Source organism: Paraburkholderia monticola, assembly GCF_001580545.1.
Lineage (GTDB): Bacteria > Pseudomonadota > Gammaproteobacteria > Burkholderiales > Burkholderiaceae > Paraburkholderia > Paraburkholderia monticola.
This window is the reverse complement of the sequence record NZ_LRBG01000008.1, coordinates 156,102-176,910: the sequence shown is the minus strand read 5'-3', so window position 1 is coordinate 176,910 and position 20,809 is coordinate 156,102. Positions and strand designations below refer to the sequence as shown.

Below are 20,809 nucleotides of genomic sequence, written 5' to 3'. Positions count from 1 at the left end.
TTGTCGATAACGCAGCATTGGTAATCTTCTGCTGGTCACTCATCTCGTAGTTCTTCCGTCTGAATGAATTTGCCAGCATTGACCATCTACAGGCGGGCATTGAACGCTACATTCACTACTACAACCACAACCGGATACGACTCAAACTAAAAGGGCTGAGCCCTGTGAAGTACAGAACTCAGCCCTTCGTCGGCTAGTATTACCTGGCCGTCCAACTTTGCGGGGTCACTTCACACGCGAGGCGCCGTTTCTTTTGCCGCTGCTGTTTGTCGTGGACTGCGACGAGGCGAACGCCGCCTCAGCGCATGCACTCGAACTCAGGCGTAAGCCGGCCGATGCTCGCCCGTGGTTTCGCCGAGATAGCGATGCACCGACAGATCGTTCGCGCGAATGGCCGGCTGCTTGCCCGACATCAGGTCGGCGAGCAGTTGGCCCGAGCCGCACGACATCGTCCAGCCGAGCGTGCCGTGGCCGGTGTTCAGGAACAGGTTCGGCACCGGCGTGCGGCCGACGATCGGCGTGCCGTCCGGCGTCATCGGCCGCAGGCCGGTCCAGAACGTGGCCTTCGAGGTGTCGCCGCCGCCCGGGAACAAGTCGTTCACGCACAACTCGAGCGTTTCGCGCCGCGCCTGGCGCAACGATTTGTCGAAGCCGACGATCTCGGCCATGCCGCCGACGCGAATCCGGTCGTCGAAGCGCGTGATCGCGATCTTGTAGGTCTCATCGAGCACGGTCGACACCGGGGCGGCCGCCGCATCAACGATCGGCGCGGTGATCGAATAACCCTTCAGCGGATAGACCGGAATTTTCACGATGCCGTCGAGAAAACGCGTCGAGTACGAACCGAGCGCGACGACGAACGAATCCGCGCGCACCAGTTCCTCGCCGCACTTCACGCCGGCGATGCGGCCGCCGGCCATCGCGAGTGCGTCGATCGGCGTGTTGTAGCGGAACTTGACGCCCAGCTGTTCGGCGAGCGCGGCGAGGCGCGTCGTGAACATCTGGCAGTCGCCGGTTTCGTCGCCGGGCAGGCGCAGGCCGCCCGTGAGCTTGTTCGACACTGCGCCGAGCGCTGGCTCGGCCTTCGCGAGTTCATCCGCCGACAGCAGCTCGTACGGCACGTTGGCGTCCTTAAGCACGGCGATGTCTTTCGCGGCGCCGTCGAACTGCTGCTGCGTGCGAAAGACCTGCAGCGTGCCGCCGGTGCGGCCTTCATACTGGATGCCGGTGTCGGCACGCAGCGCCTGCAGACAATCGCGGCTGTATTCGGCGAGTCGCACCATGCGGCCCTTGTTCACGGCATAACGCGACGCCGTGCAGTTTTGCAGCATCTGCCACATCCACTGGAGCTGGAACGCGGTGCCGTCGAGGCGGATCGCGAGCGGTGCGTGCTTCTGGAACATCCACTTGACGGCCTTCAGCGGCACGCCGGGCGCGGCCCACGGCGACGCGTAGCCTGGCGAGATCTGGCCGGCGTTGGCAAAGCTGGTTTCGAGCGCCGGGCCGGGCTCGCGATCGATGACGGTCACTTCGTGACCGGCGCGCGCGAGGTAGTACGCGCTCGTCACACCGACTACGCCACTGCCCAAAACGACGACTCGCATAGCTGCTCCAGGGATTCGAAAATTGAGTGAGGGCAAGGCGCTCGCGGCTGGTTTCAATCGGATTCGACTCAACGAGCTGTAACGCAAGGTGGAATGCTGTATGCCCAGTGTTAACCGCTATACTATTAACAGTCAGGTAGGTTTTGTTATCGTATTTTCATCATTTTTAGAAAAAACACCATGCGCACCCAACGCCAACCCGTGCGGGCTCTCGACAAGCTCGATCACAAGATCCTGCGGCTCCTGCAGCAGGATGGCCGAATGGCGATGAAGGATCTGGCGGAGCAGGTGGGACTGTCGGTGACGCCATGCATCGAGCGGGTCAAGCGGATGGAGCGCGATGGCGTGATCACCGGCTACTACGCGCGCGTGAACCCGGCCGAGCTGGGCGCGGCGCTGCTCGTGTTCGTCGAGATCACGCTCGATCACAAGAGCGGCAACATGTTCGACCAGTTCCGCCGCGAGGTGCAGAAGATCCCCGAGGTGCTCGAGTGCCACCTCGTGTCGGGCGATTTCGACTATCTGATCAAGGCGCGCATCGGCGAAATGGCCGACTATCGCAAGCTGCTCGGCGACATCCTGCTGCAGTTGCCGGGCGCGGTGCAGTCGAAGAGCTATGTGGTGATGGAGGAGATCAAGGAGACGCTGACGATCGCGGTCGGCGAGTAAGTGCCGGCTAACAGGTAAAGCTGAGCGCGCACCGCTGGCGCAACGAAGTGCTCGACAAACGGCGTAAACACTGTATATTTATACAGGTGTTTTGCGCCGTTTCTTTTGGCGCTTCCTGTTTGCGTTTGCTTGTGTGGCCCGCCGTGGATGACCCCGACACCCCTGACGTTCCGGAATTTCCGATCGCGCCGCCGGCGCCTCGCAAGGGGCGGGGCGCGGTCACGAACCTGCAAGGCCGCTACGAAGTCGACCAGCGAGAAGCGGTTGACGACGGCTGGCAGACGGCGGACGAAGACGGCGAGCCGAAGGTCCTGCGCACACAGGTGTTCGAGGAGCGCGCGAAAACGATCCTCACGCGCAACGCGTCGCCGGACATTCCGTTCAATGTGTCGCTGAATCCGTACCGCGGCTGCGAGCACGGCTGCATCTACTGCTTCGCGCGGCCCACGCACAGCTATTTGGGCTTGTCGCCGGGGCTCGATTTCGAAAGCCGCATCTACGCCAAGATCAACGCGCCGGAGTTGCTCGAGCGGGAACTGTCGAAGAAGTCGTATGTGCCGGAGCCGATCGCGCTCGGCGTCGCCACCGATGCATGGCAGCCGGCCGAACGCGACTTGCGGCTTACGCGTCGTGTTGTCGAGGTGCTCAGCGAGCGCAACCACCCGTTCGCGGCGATCACCAAATCGTCACTGATTGAGCGCGACATCGACCTGCTCGCGCCGATGGCCGAGCGCGGGCAGTTCATGGCGGCGATCACGATTACCACGCTTGACGCCGAGATCGCGCGCACGCTCGAACCGCGCGCGGCCACGCCGTCGCGCCGGCTGCGCACGATCCGCACGCTCAGCGAGGCGGGCATTCCGGTCGGCGTCAGCATCGCGCCGGTGATCCCGTTCGTCACCGAACCGGACATGGAGCGCGTGCTCGAAGCGTGCGCGCAAGCGGGAGCCAGCAACGCGAGCTATATCGTGTTGCGGCTACCGTGGGAGGTCGCGCCGCTGTTCAAGGATTGGCTGAGCGCACATTTCCCGGATCGGGCCGATCGCGTGATGAGCCGTGTGCGCGATATGAGGGGCGGCAAAGACTACGACTCGTCGTTCTCGACCCGTATGAAGGGAGAGGGGCTATGGGCGGATCTGCTCAGGCAGCGTTTTCACAAGGCTGTGCGCCGTTTGGGGCTGAACGAGCGCGAGCGCGGCATTCTCGACATGTCGCATTTCCGCCGGATCGAGCCGCCGCGCCCCGAGCAGGCAAACGCGCCGGCGCGTGACAATCCGCAACTGAGGCTGTTCTAGCGTCCCGGAACCGACGGGCCTTACTGCGAGATCGCTTTGGCCGCTTCGACCTGACTTTCGAAGTAGGTTTGGAACCCGAGCGCGAGACCTGTCATCAGCAGGAACGCGCCGATCAGCAGCGAAAAGATCACGACGAAGATGACTGTCCACCCCGAGCGGCTTTTGCGTTGCGTGTGGGCGTTGAATTGCGCATCCCATTTCTGATCCGGACGAAGCCCGTAGACGAGCGCCGCCAGAAAGGCGGCAAACACCGATACTGCGCCAATCGTCGCCAGCACCCAGCCGAGGATCGACGCGCGCTCGGTCGCGACGAGCAGCATCACGCCGGGAATGCCGATCAGCGTGCCGAGCAGATGCGCCCAGCCGTAGATGTCCCGGATGCCGTACAGATAGAAACGGTGGGCGCCGAGGCTGCCGAACAGGAACGCCAACGCGGCGGTGAGCGTCTTGGATCTGAAGCGCGGAGAAGTCGAGGCAACGGTGGACATGAACGCGTGGGCAGAGTGATAGGCGGTCGCAAGGAGCGGCGTGCCGCGGGGCGCGGAACGACGCGCATTCTACGCCTGTGGCGGGTGGGTGGCCACGTAGCGGGGGGGAGCGCCGGGGTTGAATGCGGGGCGGCGACAGGCGCCCGGCTGAGGTCACGGTAGGCGAGACCGTTCAGCCGGACATGCATGCGTGCTTGCGTTCGCTCGCCCGCTAAGGCGCCGAATACGTGACGCGATAGATCGCGCCGGCGGTATCGTCGCTGATCAACAGTGAACCGTCCGGCAGCGGCAGCACGTCGGCGGGGCGACCCCAGACCGATTCGCCGGGTTGCAGCCAGCCTTCGGCGAAGACCTGCTGGCGCGCGTGGCTGCCGTCCGGATCGGTGATCACGCGAACGACCCGGTAGCCGACTTTCTTGCTGCGGTTCCACGAGCCGTGCTCGGCGATGAAGATGTTGTTGCGATAGTTGGCCGGAAACATCGGGCCGTCATAGAAGCGCATGCCAAGTGATGCCACGTGCGCGCCAAGCTGGACCACCGGCGGCGTGAACGCGCTGCACGGATGATCCTTGCCGTATTCGGGATCGGGCGTATCGCCGCCGTGGCAGTACGGAAAACCGAAATTCATGCCGAGCCGCGGCGCGCGGTTGAGCTTGTCGCTCGGAATATCGTCGCCGAGCAGGTCGCGACCGTTGTCGGTGAACCACAGCTCGCGCGTGACCGGATGCCATGCGAGGCCGACCGAATTCCGGATGCCGCGCGCGACGACCTCGTAGTGGCTGCCGTCCGGGTCCATTCGACCAATTAGCGCGAAGCGGTCCGGATCCTTGTCACAAATGTTGCACGGCGCGCCTTGCGGTACGTACAGCTTGCCATCCGGGCCGAACGCGATGAATTTCCAGCCGTGATGCGTCTCCGTGGGCATCTTGTCGGTGATGACGACGGGTTTCGGCGGATCGTTCAGATGCGAGTCGATCGCATCGAAGCGCACTATTTTCGACACGGCCGACACATAAAGCGCGCCGTCGCGCCACGCGACGCCGACGGGCATCTGCAACCCGGTCGCAATCACGTGACGGCCCGTCACGCGGCCGTTGCTCAGTTCGAGCGCATAGACGTGGCCATCCATGCTACCCACATAGAGAATGTTCTTGGGTGATAGTGTCATCGCGCGTGCGCTCGACACGTCGTCCGACAACACCTCGATGTGAAAGCCCGGCGGCAGCTTGATTTTTTCGATCGGCAGCGCGGCGCTTGCCGTCAACGCCTGCGCGGCGAGCGCCGCTGCGGCTGCCACGCGTAGACTCCGGCTGCGCGCCGTGCGGACAAGACCGGCAACGCGCACGAAAAAGGCAAAAAAATTGACGAAACTGGCAGCATCGGCTGACGTTGCACGGGCGCTCCTTCAGGTAAATCGGGCGTTCGGGCGGGTTCGCGCACCTCTTGTGGAAGGCCAGCGGAGCCCCGTTCCTCAGTTTATCCCGGTAAGTGTTTGTTATGGCGTCGGTTTCCCGCTATAATCGCGTGTTTCAGTCGTTCCGAACCCCGGTTTTCAAGGATTCTAGTATGGTCATCATCCGCTTGGCTCGTGGCGGCTCCAAGAAGCGCCCGTTCTACAACATCGTCGCCACTGACTCGCGCAGCCGTCGTGACGGCCGCTTCATTGAGCGCGTCGGTTTCTACAACCCGGTCGCTACGAAGGGCGAGTCCCTGCGTATCGCTCAGGATCGCCTGACGTACTGGCAAGGTGTTGGCGCGCAACTGTCGCCGACCGTCGCACGTCTCGTGAAAGAAGCGCAAAAGGCGCAGCCGGCTGCTTGATATGGCGGCCCGCATGCGTATCGTCGTCGGTTCGGCCGGCGGCTCGCGCAGCTTGCGTGAGCAGTCCGATGCGCAGTTTGTTTTACTGAAGCAGACGCCAACGCAGGCTGCGAAGTTGTTCTCGAGGTTATTCGATGTCTGAGCGTGATTCCGGCAGTTCTGGTCGCGCCAAGGCAGCTTCGCGCGCAAAGGCGTCTGGTCAGGCGTCGTTCGGCGCATTCGTCCGCAAACCGGTCGAGCGAACCGACGGCGAGTCGAAAGAGGCGCAAGCGAAAGTCGCCAACGCCGCTTCCGAAGCTGCAGAAATGCGCGTCGAAACGGCTGCAAGCTGGCCGGCCGATGCGGTCGAGGTCGGTGCAATCGTCGACGCTTATGGTCTCAAGGGCTGGGTCAAGGTAGCCGCTCACGCGGATACCGGGCAGGGTGGCGACGCCTTGTTGAGCGCGAAGCGCTGGTGGCTCCTGAAAGGCCAGGAGCGCAGTTCGGCGCCGTCCCTGCAGGCCAAAACGCATAGCGACAGCGTGGTTGCCCGTTTGGGTGGCATCGCTGACCGCGATGTGGCGCTGGCTTTGCGCGGCTCTCGCGTGTACGTCAGCCGCAGCGAATTTCCGGTGCTCGAAGCCGACGAATTCTACTGGGTCGATCTGATCGGCCTGGACGTGGTGAATCTCGCCGGGCTCAACCTCGGCAAGGTCGCCAGCATGATCGACAACGGTGCGCAGTCGGTGCTGCGCATCGAATATCCGGCTATCGACAAAAGCGGCAAGCCGGTCGCGGGCGAGCGTTTGATCCCGTTCGTCGGCGTCTTCGTCAAAACGGTGGACCAGACGGCGAAGCAGATCGTCGTCGACTGGGATGCTGACTATTGAAATCTTTCGTTGAATGGGGAGAGCGATGCAGTTCGATGTCGTGACGCTCTTTCCAGAAATGTTCCGCGCGTTGACCGACTGGGGTATCACCAGCCGGGCCGCGAAGCAGCAGCGTTATGGGTTGCGCACGTGGAATCCGCGCGATTTCACGACCGACAACTACCGCACGATCGACGATCGCCCGTATGGCGGCGGTCCCGGCATGGTAATGCTGGCCCGGCCGCTCGAAGACGCGATCAACGCCGCGAAAGCGGCGCAGTCGGAGCAGGGCATCGGCGCATCGCGCGTCGTGATGATGTCGCCACAAGGCGCCACACTGAATCACGAGCGCGTGATGAAGTTCGCCGCTGAACCCGGTCTGATCCTGTTGTGCGGGCGTTACGAAGCGATCGACCAGCGCCTGCTCGATCGTATCGTCGACGAGGAGGTCAGCCTTGGCGACTTCGTGCTGTCGGGCGGCGAGTTGCCCGCGATGGCATTGATGGACGCCGTCGTGCGTCAGTTGCCTGGCGTGCTCAACGACTCGCAGTCGGCGGTGCAGGACAGTTTCGTCGACGTGCTGCTCGATTGTCCGCATTACACGCGTCCCGAGGAATACGAGGGTGTGCGGGTGCCTGATGTGCTGCTCGGCGGTCATCATGCGGAAATCGAAGCGTGGCGGCGGCGCGAAGCGTTGCGCAACACGCTGAACAAACGGCCCGATCTGATCGTGAAGGCCAGAAAGAACAGAATGCTGAGCCGTGCCGACGAGGCGTGGCTCACAAGTCTCGCGAAGGAAGAGCCGAAGGCGTAGTAAGGCCCTGGTCTTTCGAGCGGACACAAGGCGGTGCCGTACATGCGTGTGCGGCGCCAGATGTGAACCCATCCTCTATCGGGGCCGTAGCCGAACGCAGTCAGCGCGTGAGGCAGGTACGAACGCCGACAAGATGGATCTAGGAGTCAGTGATGAATCTGATTGCAAAACTCGAGCAGGAAGAAATCGCGCGCGTTCTCGGCGAAAAGACCATTCCGGATTTTGGTCCGGGCGATACGGTCATCGTTAGCGTGAACGTGGTTGAAGGCACGCGTAAGCGTGTGCAGGCTTACGAAGGCGTCGTGATCGCCAAGCGTAACCGTGGTCTGAATTCGTCGTTCATCGTCCGCAAGATTTCGTCGGGCGAAGGCGTCGAGCGTACGTTCCAGACGTATTCGCCGCTGCTGGCAAGCATCGTCGTCAAGCGTCGCGGCGATGTGCGTCGTGCGAAGCTGTACTATCTGCGCGAGCGTTCGGGCAAGTCGGCTCGAATCAAGGAAAAGCTGGTCTCGAAGGACCGCGCTGCTTCCTAAGCGTAAATGCTGTAAGAAAAAGCACCCCTCGCGGGTGCTTTTTTGTTTGCCAGGTCACAATAGCGGCATGTCCCCGCTCATTAGAGAGACCCGTTGATCCGCCCCGTTTTCGAGCCTGAGACCCTGCCTGTCATTGCGACGGGCGCCGATTTGCCACCGGTCGCCGGCGCGCGTCTGACGCCCGACGCACTTCGGGCGCGCTTCGAACGGCAGCTTGCCTGGACGCCCGAAAAAATTGCCGATGCGCCGTGGCGCAATCCCGAACTCGATCCGCGCGTGGCCGCGGTACTGGTGCCGCTCGTCATCCGCGAGCGCGGCCTCACCGTGCTGCTCACGCAGCGCGCCGACCATCTGAACGATCACGCGGGCCAGGTGAGTTTCCCCGGCGGTCGCCAGGAACCCTTCGACGCCGATGCGACCGCAACGGCCTTGCGCGAAGCGCGCGAAGAAGTAGGCCTCGACGCGTCGCGCGTCGAAGTGCTTGGCGCGTTGCCCGACTATCTGACTGGCACCGGTTTTTGCGTATCGCCGGTGATCGCTCTCGTGCACCCGCCGTTCTCGCTCGAAATCGATACGCTAGAAGTGGCCGAGGTCTTCGAGGTGCCGCTCGCGTTCCTGATGGACCCGGCCAACCACGAAGAGCGCCTGTTCCGCTACGAAGGTGGCGAGCGCCGCTTCTTCGCGATGCCGTATCCACGTGGCGAATCGACGGTAACTTCCGAAGCGGCAGGGCAGCATGGCGCGCAAGACACGCAGACGGTCAGGCCAGCAGCCACGCAGGATGGCCACCATTTCATCTGGGGCGCGACGGCCGCGATGCTGCGCAACCTGTACCGCTTCCTCGCCGCATGAGCGATACGACTCGCATCGACGCGTCGAGGGCTGCGCAGTTGCGCGAACGACGCACTTGTCGGCGCTTTGTCAGCTTGCTTGCTCAGACTAATCCGACCCTGTGCTATCGTTATAAAACAATCGTAAAAACTTAAAAAGCACGGCGCATCGCATGACTTTTTTCTCCGTATTGCTGGCTCTGATCATCGAACAGGTACGCGCGTTGTCGCCGAACAATCCGCTGTCCGCGTTGCTTCAATACCATGCGGAGTCGGCGGCGCACGGATTCGATGCCGGCAAGCAGCGCCACGGTCTGCTCGCGTGGCTCGTCGTGGTGGTGCCCTGGACGCTCGCGGTCGCGCTCGTCTACTACGTCCTCTATCACATTCACTTTCTGCTCGCGTTCCTGTGGAACGTCGTGGTGCTGTACTTCACGCTCGGTTTCCGGCAGTTCAGCCACTATTTCACCGACATCCATCTCGCGCTGAACAACGACGACGTGCCGCGTGCGCGCGAAATTCTCAACGAATGGACGGGCCTCGATACCGTCGACATGCCGGTCAGCGAAATCGTGCGTCATACGCTGATCCACGCGGTGGTCGCATCGCATCGCCACGTGTTCGGTGTGTTCTTCTGGTTCCTGATTCCGGTCGGTCCCGCCGGCGCGGTGCTGTACCGTTGCGCGGAGTACCTCGCACGCGCATGGGCGCGCCCGGCCGACGACCGCACGGTCGCGTTTTCGAGCTTCGCCCAGCGCGCGTTCTTCGTGATCGATTGGGTGCCGGCACGGCTGACGTCGCTGGGCTTTGCGATCGTCGGCAATTTCGAGGACGCGATTTACGCGTGGCGCAATCATGCGCGGCAGTGGCCTGACACGAATGACGGCGTGTTGCTCGCCACGGGCAGCGGGGCGCTCGGCGCGCGCCTGGCCGGCCCGCTCGCGGAACCCTCGAGCCTCGACGCGCTCGCCACCGGCGACGGCGGTCCGATGCAGGTCGGCGACGACTGCACGCCGCGCACGCTGCAATCGGCGGTGGGGCTCGTGTGGCGCGCGGTCGTGCTGTGGATGATCCTGCTGTTGATGCTGACCATCGCGGTGTGGCTCGGGTGACGTGGTCACGCGGTTAGCGCAACAGCGCGAAAAAAAGCCGGGCATGCCCGGCTTTTTCAATTCCGCCGGCGCTTCACCCCAGCAACGGATCCCGCGCGGTTCCGCATTGCCAGCACACGGTGAACTGCGCCTCGAGCATCTCGCCGCACTGCTGACATTGCCACTGAGGCGCACCAGGCGCCGGCCCTCGCGATGCCGCTTCGATCAGCCGCCGCGCGATCACCTCGTCGCGCTCGTCGACGAGCCATAGCTCCGGCGCGCACTGATCGGCCGGAATCTCGCCGAGCGCGCCGTTCAGATAGCGGTTGTGCAACTCGCACGCGATGCCCGCGGTCTCCAGCACGTTGACCCAATGCTGCCCAATGATCAGGTTCGGCGCGCGCATCAGTTTCATATCAGCGGACGATCTGGCTTGCCTCGTGCACGAGCTGCGCATACAGCGCATGCCGTTCACGGCGAATGCGGCCGTCGGCGACCGCTTCGAGGATCGCGCAGCCAGGCTCGTGCAGATGATGGCAGTTGTAGAAACGGCAGTTCGGCAGCAGCGGCCGGAACTCGGGGAACGCGCGTTCGAGCCGTCCTTCGGTCAGATGGTGCAAGCCGAATTCCTGGAAGCCCGGCGAGTCGATCAGCGCGCCGGCCGCACCGTTGACGTCATTCACGCCAGCCGTACCGTCCGACTTTGGCAGCGGATAAAGACGCGTGAACGTCGTCGTGTGGCGCCCGCTGTTCAACGCGGTCGAGATCTCGCGCGTCGCGACTTCGGCATCGGGAATCAGCAGATTCACGAGCGTCGATTTGCCCATGCCGGACTGGCCGAGCAGCAGCGTCGCGTGACCGTGCAGATGGTCGGTCAACGTGGCGCGCGCCGCCTCGGGCTGCATGCGGATCGACACTTCGAGCACCGGATAGCCGAGCGCGCGATACGGCTCGAGCCGCTTGCGCGCGCCATCCAGAGCAGCGGTCACGTCGATCTTGTTCAGCACGATCAGCGGCTTCAACTCGTTCGCCTCGGCGGCGACGAGCGCACGGCCGAGCAGATCCTCGCTGAAATGCGGCTCGGTGGCGAGCACGATCAGCAACTGATCGAGGTTCGCGGCGAACAGCTTCGACTTGTACTGATCCGACCGATACAGCAGATTGCGCCGCTCGCCGATTTCGACGATCACGCCTTGATCCGCCGAGGTCGGCTCGTAGATCACGCGATCGCCGACCGCGACCTCGCTGCGCTTGCCACGCGGAAAGCATTGCAGCAGCGCTCCGCCGTCTTCGGGCGCGACCAGATAGTGGCGGCCATGCGCGGCCACCACGAGACCGCCGATGCGCGCGCTTTGCGCGCCACGCGACGTCTTCTTCGGGGCGCGGCCGCTCATGCGTGCTGCAGCAGTCGGTCGATCCGCTGCGAGGCTGGTGGGTGGGAGTAGTAGAACGCGGTGTAGAGCGGATCGGGCGTCAGCGTCGACGCGTTGTCCTCATACAGCTTGACGAGCGCGTTGACGAGATCCTGCGCGTCGGTTTGCGTTGCCGCGAAGGCGTCCGCTTCGAACTCGTGCTTGCGCGAGCTGAGGCTGCCGAGCGGCGTGACGAAGAACATGAACACCGGCAGCGCGAGGAAAAACAGCACCAGCGCAAGGCCGCTATTGCCGCCGATCAGCGACGGCCGCACGCCGAGCCCTTCGTAGAACCACACGCATTGCGTGAGCCAGCCGAGCAGCGCGAGCATCGCGAGGCTGATCGCGAACGTGACGAGCATGCGCTTCATCACGTGACGGCGCTTGAAGTGACCCAGTTCGTGCGCGAGCACCGCTTCGATTTCGCGGCCCGACAGGCGCGCGAGCAGCGTGTCGAAGAAGACGATGCGCTTGCTCGCGCCGAAGCCCGTGAAGTAGGCGTTGCCGTGCGCCGAGCGGCGGCTGCCGTCCATCACGAACAGGCCCTTCGCGGCGAAACCGCAGCGTTGCATCAGCGCCTCGATGCGGGTCACGAGCGCTTCATCCTTGAGCGGCTCGAACTTGTTGAAGAGCGGCGCGATGAAGGTCGGGAAAATCAGCAGGCCGAACATCTGGAAGGCGACCCACACGACCCAGGCCCACAGCCACCACAGGTTGCCGGCGCGGTTCATCAGCCACAGCACGACGAACAGCAGCGGCAGACCGAACGCGATGCCGAGCAACGCGCCCTTCAGACGGTCGAAGAAGAACAGGCTTTTACTCATGCGGTTGAAGCCGAAGCGCTGCTCGATGCCGAACTGCCGGTAGTATTCGAACGGCAGGTCGATCGCGCTCGTGATCGCGATCACGGCGGCGACGAGCGCGATCTGGCCGAGGTAGCCGCGGCCGAGCCAGTCGGAGATCGCGAGATCGAGCGTTTGCACGCCGCCGAGCAGCGTGAGCCAGATCAGCACCGCAGCGCCGACGACGATCTCGACCATCGCAAGCCGCGTGCGCTCGACCGTGTAGTCGGCCGCGCGCTGATGGGCGGTGAGCGCGATGGTGTTCGCAAACTGGCTCGGCACTTGCTCGCGATGGGCGACCACGAAGCGGATCTGCCGCGACGCGAGCCAGAGTTTGGTGCCGACCATCGCGACGACGGCGACGACGAACAGGGCGGTGAAGTACAGGGTAGGCATCCGGGGATTCCGTGGTATCTATGCGAGAATTATATGTTTCTTCCCGCTTCGCGGCGGGAGATAAGGTTCAAAGCGACGGTTCAACGCAGCGCTTGCGCGCGTCCGGACCGACTCGAACCGAACGAATCCATTTCAAACGAACACATGCCGCGCCGCGCGGGCTTTCAGCGAAGCCCGCGGTGCGGCCCTCAGGGTTGCCTTCATGACTGACATCCTCGCATCCACCGAACAGCCGCCGCTCGTGCGCAGCGACATGAATCTCGTCTGGCTGGACATGGAAATGACCGGGCTCGAGCCCGATACCGACCGCATCATCGAGATCGCGGTGGTGGTGACGAATTCGACGCTCGACAGGATGGTCGAAGGTCCGGTGCTCGCGATTCATCAGAGCGATGAGACGCTCGCGAAGATGGACGAGTGGAACCAGAACACGCATGGCCGCTCGGGGCTGATCGATCGCGTGAAGGCGTCGACGGTCAGTGAGGCCGAGGCGACCGCGCAGATTCGCGAGTTCCTCGGCCAGTACGTGCCGCCGGGCAAGTCGCCGATGTGCGGCAACTCGATCTGCCAGGACCGCCGCTTCATGGCGCGCTGGATGCCGGAACTGGAGAGCTTTTTCCACTACCGCAACCTCGACGTAAGCACGCTGAAGGAACTGTGCCGACGCTGGCAGCCGGTCATCTACAAGGGCTTTCAGAAGCGCGCGATGCACACGGCGCTTGCCGATATCCACGAGTCGATCGACGAACTGAAGTACTACCGCGAGCATTTCCTCGTGCCGTCGGCGCCCGATGCCGCCACGAGCGCTCAGTAAGCGCGCGGGCCTGCCCGGCAGGCCCTGAACCACGAACTTCAGTCCTGCCGCGGCGCGCGTTGCGCGCTCTTCGGCCGGAACGCCTTGACGAGCTCGGCGTTGGTTTCCACGTACGGCCCGCCGATCAGGTCGATGCAGTAGGGCACCGCCGCGAAAATTCCCGGCACCTTGACCGCGCCGTCATCGCGCAGGCCTTCGAGCGTTTCCCGGATCGACTTCGGCTGGCCCGGCAGGTTGATGATCAGCGCGGCGTGCTGCGCCGTTTCGCGGATTACCGCGACCTGGCGCGACAGGATCGCGGTCGGCACGAAATTCAGGCTGATCTGCCGCATCTGCTCGCCGAAACCGGGCATCTCCTTGGTCGCGACCGCGAGCGTCGCCTCGGGTGTGACGTCGCGGCGCGACGGGCCGGTGCCGCCGGTCGTCAGCACCAGATCGCAGCCCACTTCGTCGACCAGTTCGATCAGCGTCGCCGAAATGGTCGGCGCGTCGTCGGCGATCAGGCGCGTGACGACCTGCCACGGCGAACTCAAGGCCGCGCCAAGCCACTCCTCTAGCGCCGGAATGCCCTTGTCCTCGTAGACGCCCGTCGACGCGCGGTCGCTGATCGACACGAGGCCGATCACGATTTCGTCGGGGTGTGTACGTTGCTTGCGTTGCTCAGGCATCGCGCTCGTCATCGTCGTGTTCGGAAGCGAGGTCGGCGTCGTTCACGTCTTCGGCTTCGTCGTCGGTGCCGGCGGCGTTCTTGATCCACTGGAACAGTTCGCGGAAGTAGCGCGGCGGCTTGCTCTGCTCCGCTTCCTTGCGCGCGTTGCGGATCAGCGTGCGTCCCTGCTGCGGGTCGGCGCCCGGGTGCTTGCGGATGAATTCGGTCAGCGCGGCGTCGTCGGCAAGCAGTTTTTCGCGGGTGCGCTCGATCCAGTGAAGCTTCGCCGTTTCCGCCTTGTTGACGCCGTTGTAGCTGTCGAGCGCGGTGCGCAGCGCGGCGGTTTCGGCATCCAGCAGCGTGCGCATTACACGGCCGACGTACTGGATCTGGCGGCGCTTGCCTTCGTGGTCGGTGATGCGGCGTGCTTCGCGCACGGCATCATCGAGTTTTTCGGGCATCGGCATGCGCTTGAGCGCGTCTTTCGGCAGCGCGACGAGCGCCGCGCCCAGATCCTGCAGCGCTTGCATGTCGCGCTTGAGCTGGGACTTGCTCGGACGATCGTAGCCGTTCTCGTCGACTTCCGTGACGACGGATTCGATCGGTTGAATGCGGGTTTTGCGTGTCATACCGGTATTGTAACGTGCCGAGCGGGCCTGACCCGCGAGGTCGCGTACCTTGCTATGATCGCGGGATGCATTTATCCCGCACCCGCGCGCCTGCGCCGAATACGGCGCGCATACCCGGGCCGCGCGGCCCCAACAGGACGGCAACCACAATGGCAGCAGACATGGACGTCAAGCAGCGCTTTTTTCCGCATACCCAGGACGAGCTGAAGGAAATCGCCTCCGACATCCTGCGTCACGCGAAGGCGCTCGGCGGCACCGACGCCGCGACCGAAATTTCCGAGGGCGATGGCCTGTCGGTCTCGGTGCGGCGCGGCGAAGTCGAGACGATCGAGCACAACCGCGACAAGATGGTCGGCGTGACGGTGTTCATCGGCAACAAGCGCGGCAACGCGAGCACGTCGGACTTCTCGCCGCAGGCATTGAAGGACACGGTCGCGGCCGCCTACAACATCGCGCGCTTCACCGCCGAAGACGATTGCGCGGGCCTCGCCGAAGCCGAGCTGCTCGAAACCGCGCCGCGCGACCTCGATCTGTATCACCCCTGGAATCTGTCGGCCGACGAAGCGGTCGAAATCGCGCGCCGCGCCGAAGACGCCGCGTTCGCGACCGATCCGCAAATCAAGAACTCCGAGGGCGCGAGCGTGTCGGCGCAGCACTCGCAGTTCGTGCTGGCGACCTCGCGCGGCTTCCTCGCCGGCTACCCGTATTCGCGCCACTACATCGCGTGCGCGCCGATCGCCGGCAGCGGCCGCAACATGCAGCGCGACGACTGGTACACGTCGACGCGCAGCGCCGACGAGCTCGCCGATCCCGAAGCGGTCGGCCGTTACGCGGCGCAGCGCGCGCTCGCGCGCATCGGCGCGCGCGGGCTCGACACGCGCAAGGTGCCGGTGCTGTTCGAGGCGCCGCTCGCGGCGGGCCTGCTCGGCGCGTTCGTTCAGGCGACGAGCGGCGGCGCGCTGTATCGCAAGACCTCGTTTCTGGTCGACAGCCTCGGCAAGCCGGTGTTCGCGCCGCACGTGCAGGTGGTCGAAGATCCGCACGTCGCGCGCGCGATGGGCAGCGCGCCGTTCGACGAGGAAGGCGTGCGCACGCGTCAGCGCTCGGTGGTGAAGGACGGCGTCGTCGAGGGCTACTTCCTGTCCACCTACTCGGCGCGCAAGCTCGGCATGAAGACCACCGGCAACGCGGGCGGCTCGCACAACCTGTCGCTGCTCAGCTCGAACACGCGTCCCGAGGACGATTTCGAGGCCATGCTGAAGAAGCTGGGCACGGGTCTGTTGCTGACCGAATTGATGGGGCAGGGCGTCAACTACGTGACGGGCGACTACTCGCGCGGCGCGTCGGGCTTCTGGGTCGAGAACGGCAAGATCCAGTATCCGGTCGAGGAGATCACGGTCGCGAGCACGCTGCAGGAAATGTTCCGCCATATCGTCGCGATCGGCGCGGATACGATCACGCGCGGCACCAAGCAGACCGGCTCGGTGCTGATCGAGCGGATGACGATCGCAGGGCAGTGAACGCGGCGGCTTGCGCTAACGCGGCCCTGTATCAAACGAAAACGCCACGCAACGAAACGTTGCGTGGCGTTTTTTTATCGGACGCGTTGCGCGAGGCTTCAGACGTCCTTGCGCTGATACGTGACGAACGCGTAATCGAAGTCGTTCGGCGCGTTCGAGTGATGCGCCTCGCGCGCGATTTCTTCCCACACGTCACGGTCGATCGCGGGGAAGGTCGCGTCGCCGTCGAAGTCGGCGGCGATCTCGGTGACGATCAGCTTGTCCGCGTGGTGCAGCCCTTCGTCGTACAGTTCTGCGCCGCCGATCAGAAACGCCTGCGGCGCCTGATCCTGCGCCGCGAGCGCGAGCGCTTCGTCGAGGTTGGTCGCGGTGTCGCAGCCCTGAAAGCGCCGCGCGGCATCGCGCGTGACGACGATGTTGCGGCGTCCCGGCAGCGGCCGGCCGATCGATTCGTGCGTCTTGCGGCCCATGATGATGGGCGCGCCCATCGTCGTGCGCTTGAAGAACTTGAGGTCTTCGGGCAGTCGCCAGGGCAACTGGTTGTCGCGGCCGATCACGCCGTTGTTGGCGCGAGCGACGATCAGGGTGAGCGTCGTCATCGAATGGAAAGTGGAGGGTAACCGGGCGATTCTACCCGACGCACCGACCCGGACCGACCCCGTACCGTTCCTCACCCCCGCGCCGGCTCGTCCGCGCCGAAAGCTCCCTTGTCGTCGACACCACCCGGTTCGCGCAAGCCGTGCACGCCCATCAGCCGGTACAGCGTCACGCGCGAAATGTTCAGATCGATCGCCGCCTCGTTCAGGCGATGCCGATGGCGCAGCAGCGCGGCCTCGATCGCGCGCTTCTCGGCGGCCTCGCGTGCCTGGGTCAGCGTCATGCATTCCTGCTCGGTGAAACCGGCGAGGTCGAGGTCGTCGGCCGTGATCAGCTTGTTTTCGGCCATCACGATCGCACGGCGCACGCGGTTGATCAGCTCGCGCACGTTGCCGGGCCAGTTGTAGTTGTAGAGCGCCTCGATCGCCGACGGTGCGAAGCCGCGAATCTTGCGCGCGTTGTCGGTCTTGAACTTGTGCAGGATGTGATACGCGAGAATCTCGATGTCCTTGCCGCGCGTGCGCAGCGGCGGTTCGTCGATGCGCAGCACGCACAGCCGATGAAACAGGTCCGCGCGGAACTGGCCGTCGCGCATCGCGCCGTCGAGATCGACATGGGTCGCCGAGATGATGCGCACGTCGACCGGAATCGATTCGCGTCCGCCGAGCCGCTCGATCTTGCCTTCCTGCAGAAAGCGCAGCAGGCTCGCCTGGCTCTCGAGCGGCAGATCGCCGATCTCGTCGAGAAAGAGGGTGCCGCCGTCGGCCGCCTCGACGCGGCCGATCTTGCGCTGGTTCGCACCGGTGAACGCACCGCGCTCGTAGCCGAAGAGTTCCGATTGCAGCAGGTGATGCGGAATCGCGCCGCAGTTGATCGCCGTGAACGGCGCTTTGCGGCGCGGCGAGCGCTCGTGGATCGCGAGCGCGGTGAGCTCCTTGCCGGTGCCCGATTCGCCGGCGATGAACACGCTCGCGTCGGTGTTCGCGACCTTGCGGATCGTGCGAAAGAGCTGCTGCATCGCCTCGCAGGTGCCGACCATTTCCTCGTCGCCCGCTTCGCTGGCGGGCGGCGCGGGTTCCGGCTCGGACAGCGTGACCATGCCGAACGCGTGGCCGGCCAGATAGTCGATCGTCGCGTGCGCGACGGGCGGCTTCACGTAGTCGAAGCAGTAGTGGCGCACGAGCCGTCGCACGAGCGGATCAGTGAGCCGCTCGTTGGTCGCGAGCGCGATCCAGCCGATCTGCTGCTGGCGCAGGCTCGCCTCGAGGCCGCCGATGTCGCGCGGCGCGAAGCTCGCCAGATCGACGATACCCGCGCACGCGAGGTCCGGCTTCACGAGTCGCCCGAGTTCGTGCGCCGAGCGCGCGGCCGCGACCTGCCAGCCGCGGCTCTTCAGATGCGCGATCAGCGTTTCGTCGAGCGTGCGCGCGACGTACAGCAACTGTCGCGCGACGCCGCGCGCCGCGGCGGGTCCAGCAGACGACGTGGCGGGGCACGGCTTCGGCACCGCGAGCGACAGATGCGATCCCGCTGCCGCGACGGCTGTCACACTGGTTAGATGAGGTGATTCACGCACGTTCGACCTCTTATCGTTGGCACGTCAGAAGGTGTACGGAAAGCGCACGCCGACCACGAAGTTCGGCGCGTCGGGCGTCAGTCCGATCGATACCGAGCCGTTGATCGTCAGGTGCTTGTTGACCACGTGGTTCAGGCCAAAATTCATCGCCGCGGCCGTGGTTTCGCTGCCCGGCACCTTCTGGTAGGAGCCGCCCGGCGCCTTGGTCTCCGATTCGGGTTCGAGCGCCATCGTGAACGATACGCTGGCCGAATCCTTGTCGGAGAACGCAAGCGCGACACCACCGCCGAACTGCACGATGTCGCCGAGCTTGACCGTCGCCGGTTCGGTTTGCCCCTGCACCGACGAGATGTCCGCGAACGAACGCGCGATGTTGTACGTATAGGAAACGCTGCCGAACAGCACGACCGGGTCGTAGGTCTTCAGCACCGACAGACCCGCCGTGATGTTCCAGAAACCGGTGCCGGTCGGCAGCTTGGTCGGCGCGACCAGATTGGTGTTGTCCTGGTCGACCTGCACGACTTTCTGGCCGAACGGCGAGCTACCGGTGGCCGTCTTCACGCGCAGACTGCCGACCACGTCCGGCATCGCGTTGGTTTCCCTGACGAACTGGTAGTAGAGGCCGAAGTTCACGTCGCCGATGTCGTGACTCGACACCGTCGCGTCCGACAGCGTGCTCGCCGCGCCGCCCGCGCCGCCGACGATGAAGTTGCTGCGCCGGTACACGTACGGCACGTCGACGTCGATATTGATGCGGTCGGACACGCCGTAGCGCGTGTCGAGGTCCGCCATCACCTGGTGCGACTTGGTCTGGCCGAGGTTGATGTTGCCGAGGAAAATCGCATCGAGCGCGAGGAAGCCCGACAACTGCAACTGGCGACGGTCGTAGTAGGTGTCGCTGATGCCGAAATCCATCGTCAGCTTGTGGTCGAACAGCGGCGCGTGCTCGCGCTGCACGACCGCCTGCTCGGCCTGGGTGCGCACCGGCTCGGCGGCGCGCTGGGTCTGGCCGACCGCGCCGCTGCCGTCGGTGGCGGCGGGCAGGCCGCCTGCGCTGGCGTTGCCGGCATTGCTGCCGTCCGGGGTCGGCGGATTGACCGGCACGCCGGTCGCGGTGCCGGTCGTGCCTCCCGGCGCGGGTGCGCCCGGCACGACCTGCGCGAGCGGCGGCAGCGGCACCGGCAGGCCGTCGGCGCCGGGCTGCTCGGCCACCGCATCGCTGCCCGCGGGGGCGCCGGCCCCCGGCACGCCGCGGCCGCGTTGCGCCATCTCGAGGTCGGTGACCTGGCGTTCGAGCGAATGGATCTGTTTCTGCTGCTCGTCGACGACGCGCATCAGCGTGTTCAGCCGGTCCTCCACGGATTGCCCGGCGAGCGCCTGCGCGCTCGCCGATTGCGACAGAGCCCATAGCATGGCGGCGGCCGGTATGGCCGCGAGAGCCATGCGCGGCCCCCTGGTCGATGACACTTTATTCATGTTCTGTTCCCCCGGTGTTCCGGCTGCGCGAATGCGGACTGCGCGGCCGTTTCTTCACTACTTGTGCTGCAGTTGGCGGGTGGCGGCCCGCCTGGTCATCTCCTGTTTTGCAGTGCCTGTAGTACGCCCATCTGACGAAGCATCGAAGCCGACATCTGCTGCGTTTGCAGATGCAGTTGCAGGGCGTTGGCGACTTGCTGGTTATTGCCTGCAATCTGCAGCAGCTGGGCGATCTGCCCGCTGCTCGGCGTGATGGTCTGGGTGGCGAGCCCAGCGGGTGTTTGCAGCGCGACGCTCACGCCGTTGCTGCCGAACGAAATGCCGGCTTTCACGGAGCCGGTCGAATTGCTGGCCGATGCCGACGGTGCGTTGGCGGAGCCCGTCAGCGTTACGGCGTTGTTGTTGAAGTCGATCAGCGCGGAGTTGGTGCCGCTGTTGCGATCGCCCGCGACCTGGGTGACCTGCGATACCCCATTGACGCCGATGCTCTGGCCGCCGCTCGCCTGGGCATTCGGGTTGGCGCCCGAATCGCCGGCATAGCCGTGCGCGCCGCCGGTCACGCTGGCGGACGTGCTGACGGAGCTCATCAACTGGCCGTTGCCGTTGCGCACGGCGGCGAGCGTGCCCTGGGCGAGCGCGCCGACGCCGTTCGGCAACTGCCATTGCGAAATGACGTTCAGCACGAAGCCGGAGATCATCGTCGCGCCGGCATATTTGCCGGACTGGGTCGCGAGCACGTCGTCGTCGACGAGTTGCACCCGCAGGGGTGCGGCTGCGGGCTCGCGGTCTATCGAACGTTCGGGAGCCGGTGGCGAGGCGGCGCCCTCCGAAGCATGGGCGAGGCCGCTTGCGCCGCCGGCGATGGCGCAGAGCACGAACCCAAGCTGTGTGAGGTATGACTTCAT

Annotated in this window: 23 protein-coding genes and 1 pseudogene; 12 read left to right on the top strand and 12 right to left on the bottom strand. The window is 64.7% G+C overall.

Translation table 11 applies throughout. The annotated features are described in order from the left end of the window. Nucleotides 1–197, top strand: a pseudogene (locus CI15_RS35285) (IS3 family transposase); the annotation flags it as partial. A gap of 120 nt (nt 198–317) precedes the next feature. Here the strand turns inward: CI15_RS35285 and CI15_RS11960 are convergent. Beyond that, nucleotides 318–1,604 carry a D-amino acid dehydrogenase gene (locus CI15_RS11960; protein ID WP_062127952.1) on the bottom strand — a complete coding sequence of 429 codons (1,287 nt, stop codon included), beginning with the start codon at nt 1,602–1,604 and terminating at the stop codon, nt 318–320. 180 nt (nt 1,605–1,784) lie between these two features. Between CI15_RS11960 and CI15_RS11955 the strand changes: the two genes are divergently transcribed. Both CI15_RS11955 and CI15_RS11950 read left to right on the top strand, forming a co-directional pair. Next, the gene (locus tag CI15_RS11955; RefSeq protein ID WP_062127950.1) at nt 1,785–2,273 is read left to right on the top strand and encodes an Lrp/AsnC ligand binding domain-containing protein; all 489 of its coding nucleotides are present in this window, start codon (nt 1,785–1,787) and stop codon (nt 2,271–2,273) included. Nucleotides 2,274–2,416: 143 nt separating this feature from the next. Next, the gene (locus CI15_RS11950) at nt 2,417–3,568 is read left to right on the top strand and encodes a PA0069 family radical SAM protein (protein WP_062127983.1); all 1,152 of its coding nucleotides are present in this window, start codon (nt 2,417–2,419) and stop codon (nt 3,566–3,568) included. A 20-nt stretch (nt 3,569–3,588) separates the two neighbouring features. Here the strand turns inward: CI15_RS11950 and CI15_RS11945 are convergent, their stop codons facing one another. Next, nucleotides 3,589–4,056, bottom strand: a complete 468-nt coding sequence (locus tag CI15_RS11945; RefSeq protein WP_062127948.1) for an NINE protein — start codon at nt 4,054–4,056, stop codon at nt 3,589–3,591. 211 nt (nt 4,057–4,267) lie between these two features. Beyond that, entirely contained in the window at nt 4,268–5,401 is a 1,134-nt protein-coding gene (locus CI15_RS11940) for a PQQ-dependent sugar dehydrogenase (protein ID WP_062127946.1), read from the bottom strand. A 221-nt stretch (nt 5,402–5,622) separates the two neighbouring features. Here CI15_RS11940 and rpsP point away from each other — a divergent pair, with 221 nt between their 5' ends. The 7 genes from rpsP to CI15_RS11910 all read left to right on the top strand — a co-directional run bounded on the left by rpsP (nt 5,623) and on the right by CI15_RS11910 (nt 10,014). Further along, the gene (gene rpsP / locus CI15_RS11935; RefSeq protein WP_008923497.1) at nt 5,623–5,877 is read left to right on the top strand and encodes a 30S ribosomal protein S16; all 255 of its coding nucleotides are present in this window, start codon (nt 5,623–5,625) and stop codon (nt 5,875–5,877) included. A 13-nt stretch (nt 5,878–5,890) separates the two neighbouring features. After that, nucleotides 5,891–6,019, top strand: a complete 129-nt coding sequence (locus CI15_RS38030; RefSeq protein ID WP_277621032.1) for a hypothetical protein — start codon at nt 5,891–5,893, stop codon at nt 6,017–6,019. Continuing rightward, nucleotides 6,012–6,746 carry a ribosome maturation factor RimM gene (gene rimM, locus CI15_RS11930; RefSeq protein WP_062127944.1) on the top strand — a complete coding sequence of 245 codons (735 nt, stop codon included), beginning with the start codon at nt 6,012–6,014 and terminating at the stop codon, nt 6,744–6,746. The genes CI15_RS38030 and rimM overlap by 8 nt, the downstream gene beginning before the upstream one ends. Nucleotides 6,747–6,771: 25 nt before the next feature. Further along, complete coding sequence (gene trmD, locus CI15_RS11925; protein ID WP_062127942.1) at nt 6,772–7,539, top strand: tRNA (guanosine(37)-N1)-methyltransferase TrmD; 768 nt, start codon at nt 6,772–6,774, stop codon at nt 7,537–7,539. 152 nt (nt 7,540–7,691) lie between these two features. Next, nucleotides 7,692–8,072, top strand: a complete 381-nt coding sequence (gene rplS, locus CI15_RS11920) for a 50S ribosomal protein L19 (RefSeq protein ID WP_062127940.1) — start codon at nt 7,692–7,694, stop codon at nt 8,070–8,072. Between the two features lie 93 nt (nt 8,073–8,165). Beyond that, complete coding sequence (locus CI15_RS11915) at nt 8,166–8,924, top strand: NUDIX hydrolase (RefSeq protein ID WP_062127938.1); 759 nt, start codon at nt 8,166–8,168, stop codon at nt 8,922–8,924. 151 nt (nt 8,925–9,075) lie between these two features. After that, nucleotides 9,076–10,014 (top strand): CobD/CbiB family protein, encoded by a 939-nt coding sequence (locus CI15_RS11910; RefSeq protein ID WP_062127936.1) that lies wholly within the window; start codon nt 9,076–9,078, stop codon nt 10,012–10,014. A gap of 73 nt (nt 10,015–10,087) precedes the next feature. Here CI15_RS11910 and CI15_RS11905 read toward each other — a convergent pair whose 3' ends face one another. From CI15_RS11905 to CI15_RS11895, 3 genes are read right to left on the bottom strand one after another with little or no spacing between them, the layout of a single operon-like run. Then, nucleotides 10,088–10,408, bottom strand: coding sequence for a putative signal transducing protein (locus tag CI15_RS11905; RefSeq protein WP_062127934.1), 321 nt, complete (start codon nt 10,406–10,408; stop codon nt 10,088–10,090). 1 nt (nt 10,409) lies between these two features. Then, on the bottom strand, nt 10,410–11,387 hold the full coding sequence (gene rsgA / locus CI15_RS11900; RefSeq protein ID WP_062127932.1) for a ribosome small subunit-dependent GTPase A: 978 nt from the start codon (nt 11,385–11,387) through the stop codon (nt 10,410–10,412). Next, nucleotides 11,384–12,643 (bottom strand): M48 family metallopeptidase, encoded by a 1,260-nt coding sequence (locus tag CI15_RS11895; RefSeq protein ID WP_062127929.1) that lies wholly within the window; start codon nt 12,641–12,643, stop codon nt 11,384–11,386. Before CI15_RS11895 ends, rsgA begins: the two co-directional genes overlap by 4 nt. A 202-nt stretch (nt 12,644–12,845) precedes the next feature. Here CI15_RS11895 and orn point away from each other — a divergent pair, with 202 nt between their 5' ends. Further along, nucleotides 12,846–13,457, top strand: coding sequence for an oligoribonuclease (gene orn / locus CI15_RS11890; RefSeq protein WP_062127927.1), 612 nt, complete (start codon nt 12,846–12,848; stop codon nt 13,455–13,457). A gap of 38 nt (nt 13,458–13,495) precedes the next feature. Here the strand turns inward: orn and mog are convergent, their stop codons facing one another. Together mog and yjgA are read right to left on the bottom strand one after the other, a co-directional pair. Further along, entirely contained in the window at nt 13,496–14,137 is a 642-nt protein-coding gene (gene mog, locus CI15_RS11885) for a molybdopterin adenylyltransferase (protein WP_075643692.1), read from the bottom strand. Then, nucleotides 14,118–14,735 (bottom strand): ribosome biogenesis factor YjgA, encoded by a 618-nt coding sequence (gene yjgA / locus CI15_RS11880; protein ID WP_062127925.1) that lies wholly within the window; start codon nt 14,733–14,735, stop codon nt 14,118–14,120. Before yjgA ends, mog begins: the two co-directional genes overlap by 20 nt. Nucleotides 14,736–14,884: 149 nt before the next feature. Here yjgA and pmbA point away from each other — a divergent pair, with 149 nt between their 5' ends. After that, the gene (gene pmbA, locus CI15_RS11875; RefSeq protein WP_013090106.1) at nt 14,885–16,255 is read left to right on the top strand and encodes a metalloprotease PmbA; all 1,371 of its coding nucleotides are present in this window, start codon (nt 14,885–14,887) and stop codon (nt 16,253–16,255) included. A gap of 98 nt (nt 16,256–16,353) precedes the next feature. Here pmbA and CI15_RS11870 read toward each other — a convergent pair whose 3' ends face one another. The 4 genes from CI15_RS11870 to CI15_RS11855 all read right to left on the bottom strand — a co-directional run bounded on the left by CI15_RS11870 (nt 16,354) and on the right by CI15_RS11855 (nt 20,809). After that, complete coding sequence (locus CI15_RS11870; protein ID WP_062127923.1) at nt 16,354–16,854, bottom strand: dihydrofolate reductase; 501 nt, start codon at nt 16,852–16,854, stop codon at nt 16,354–16,356. 71 nt (nt 16,855–16,925) lie between these two features. Beyond that, nucleotides 16,926–18,428 (bottom strand): sigma-54 dependent transcriptional regulator, encoded by a 1,503-nt coding sequence (locus tag CI15_RS11865; RefSeq protein WP_062127921.1) that lies wholly within the window; start codon nt 18,426–18,428, stop codon nt 16,926–16,928. Between the two features lie 24 nt (nt 18,429–18,452). After that, nucleotides 18,453–19,904, bottom strand: a complete 1,452-nt coding sequence (locus tag CI15_RS11860) for a hypothetical protein (protein ID WP_062127919.1) — start codon at nt 19,902–19,904, stop codon at nt 18,453–18,455. Between the two features lie 95 nt (nt 19,905–19,999). Continuing rightward, nucleotides 20,000–20,809, bottom strand: a complete 810-nt coding sequence (locus tag CI15_RS11855) for a hypothetical protein (protein ID WP_062127917.1) — start codon at nt 20,807–20,809, stop codon at nt 20,000–20,002.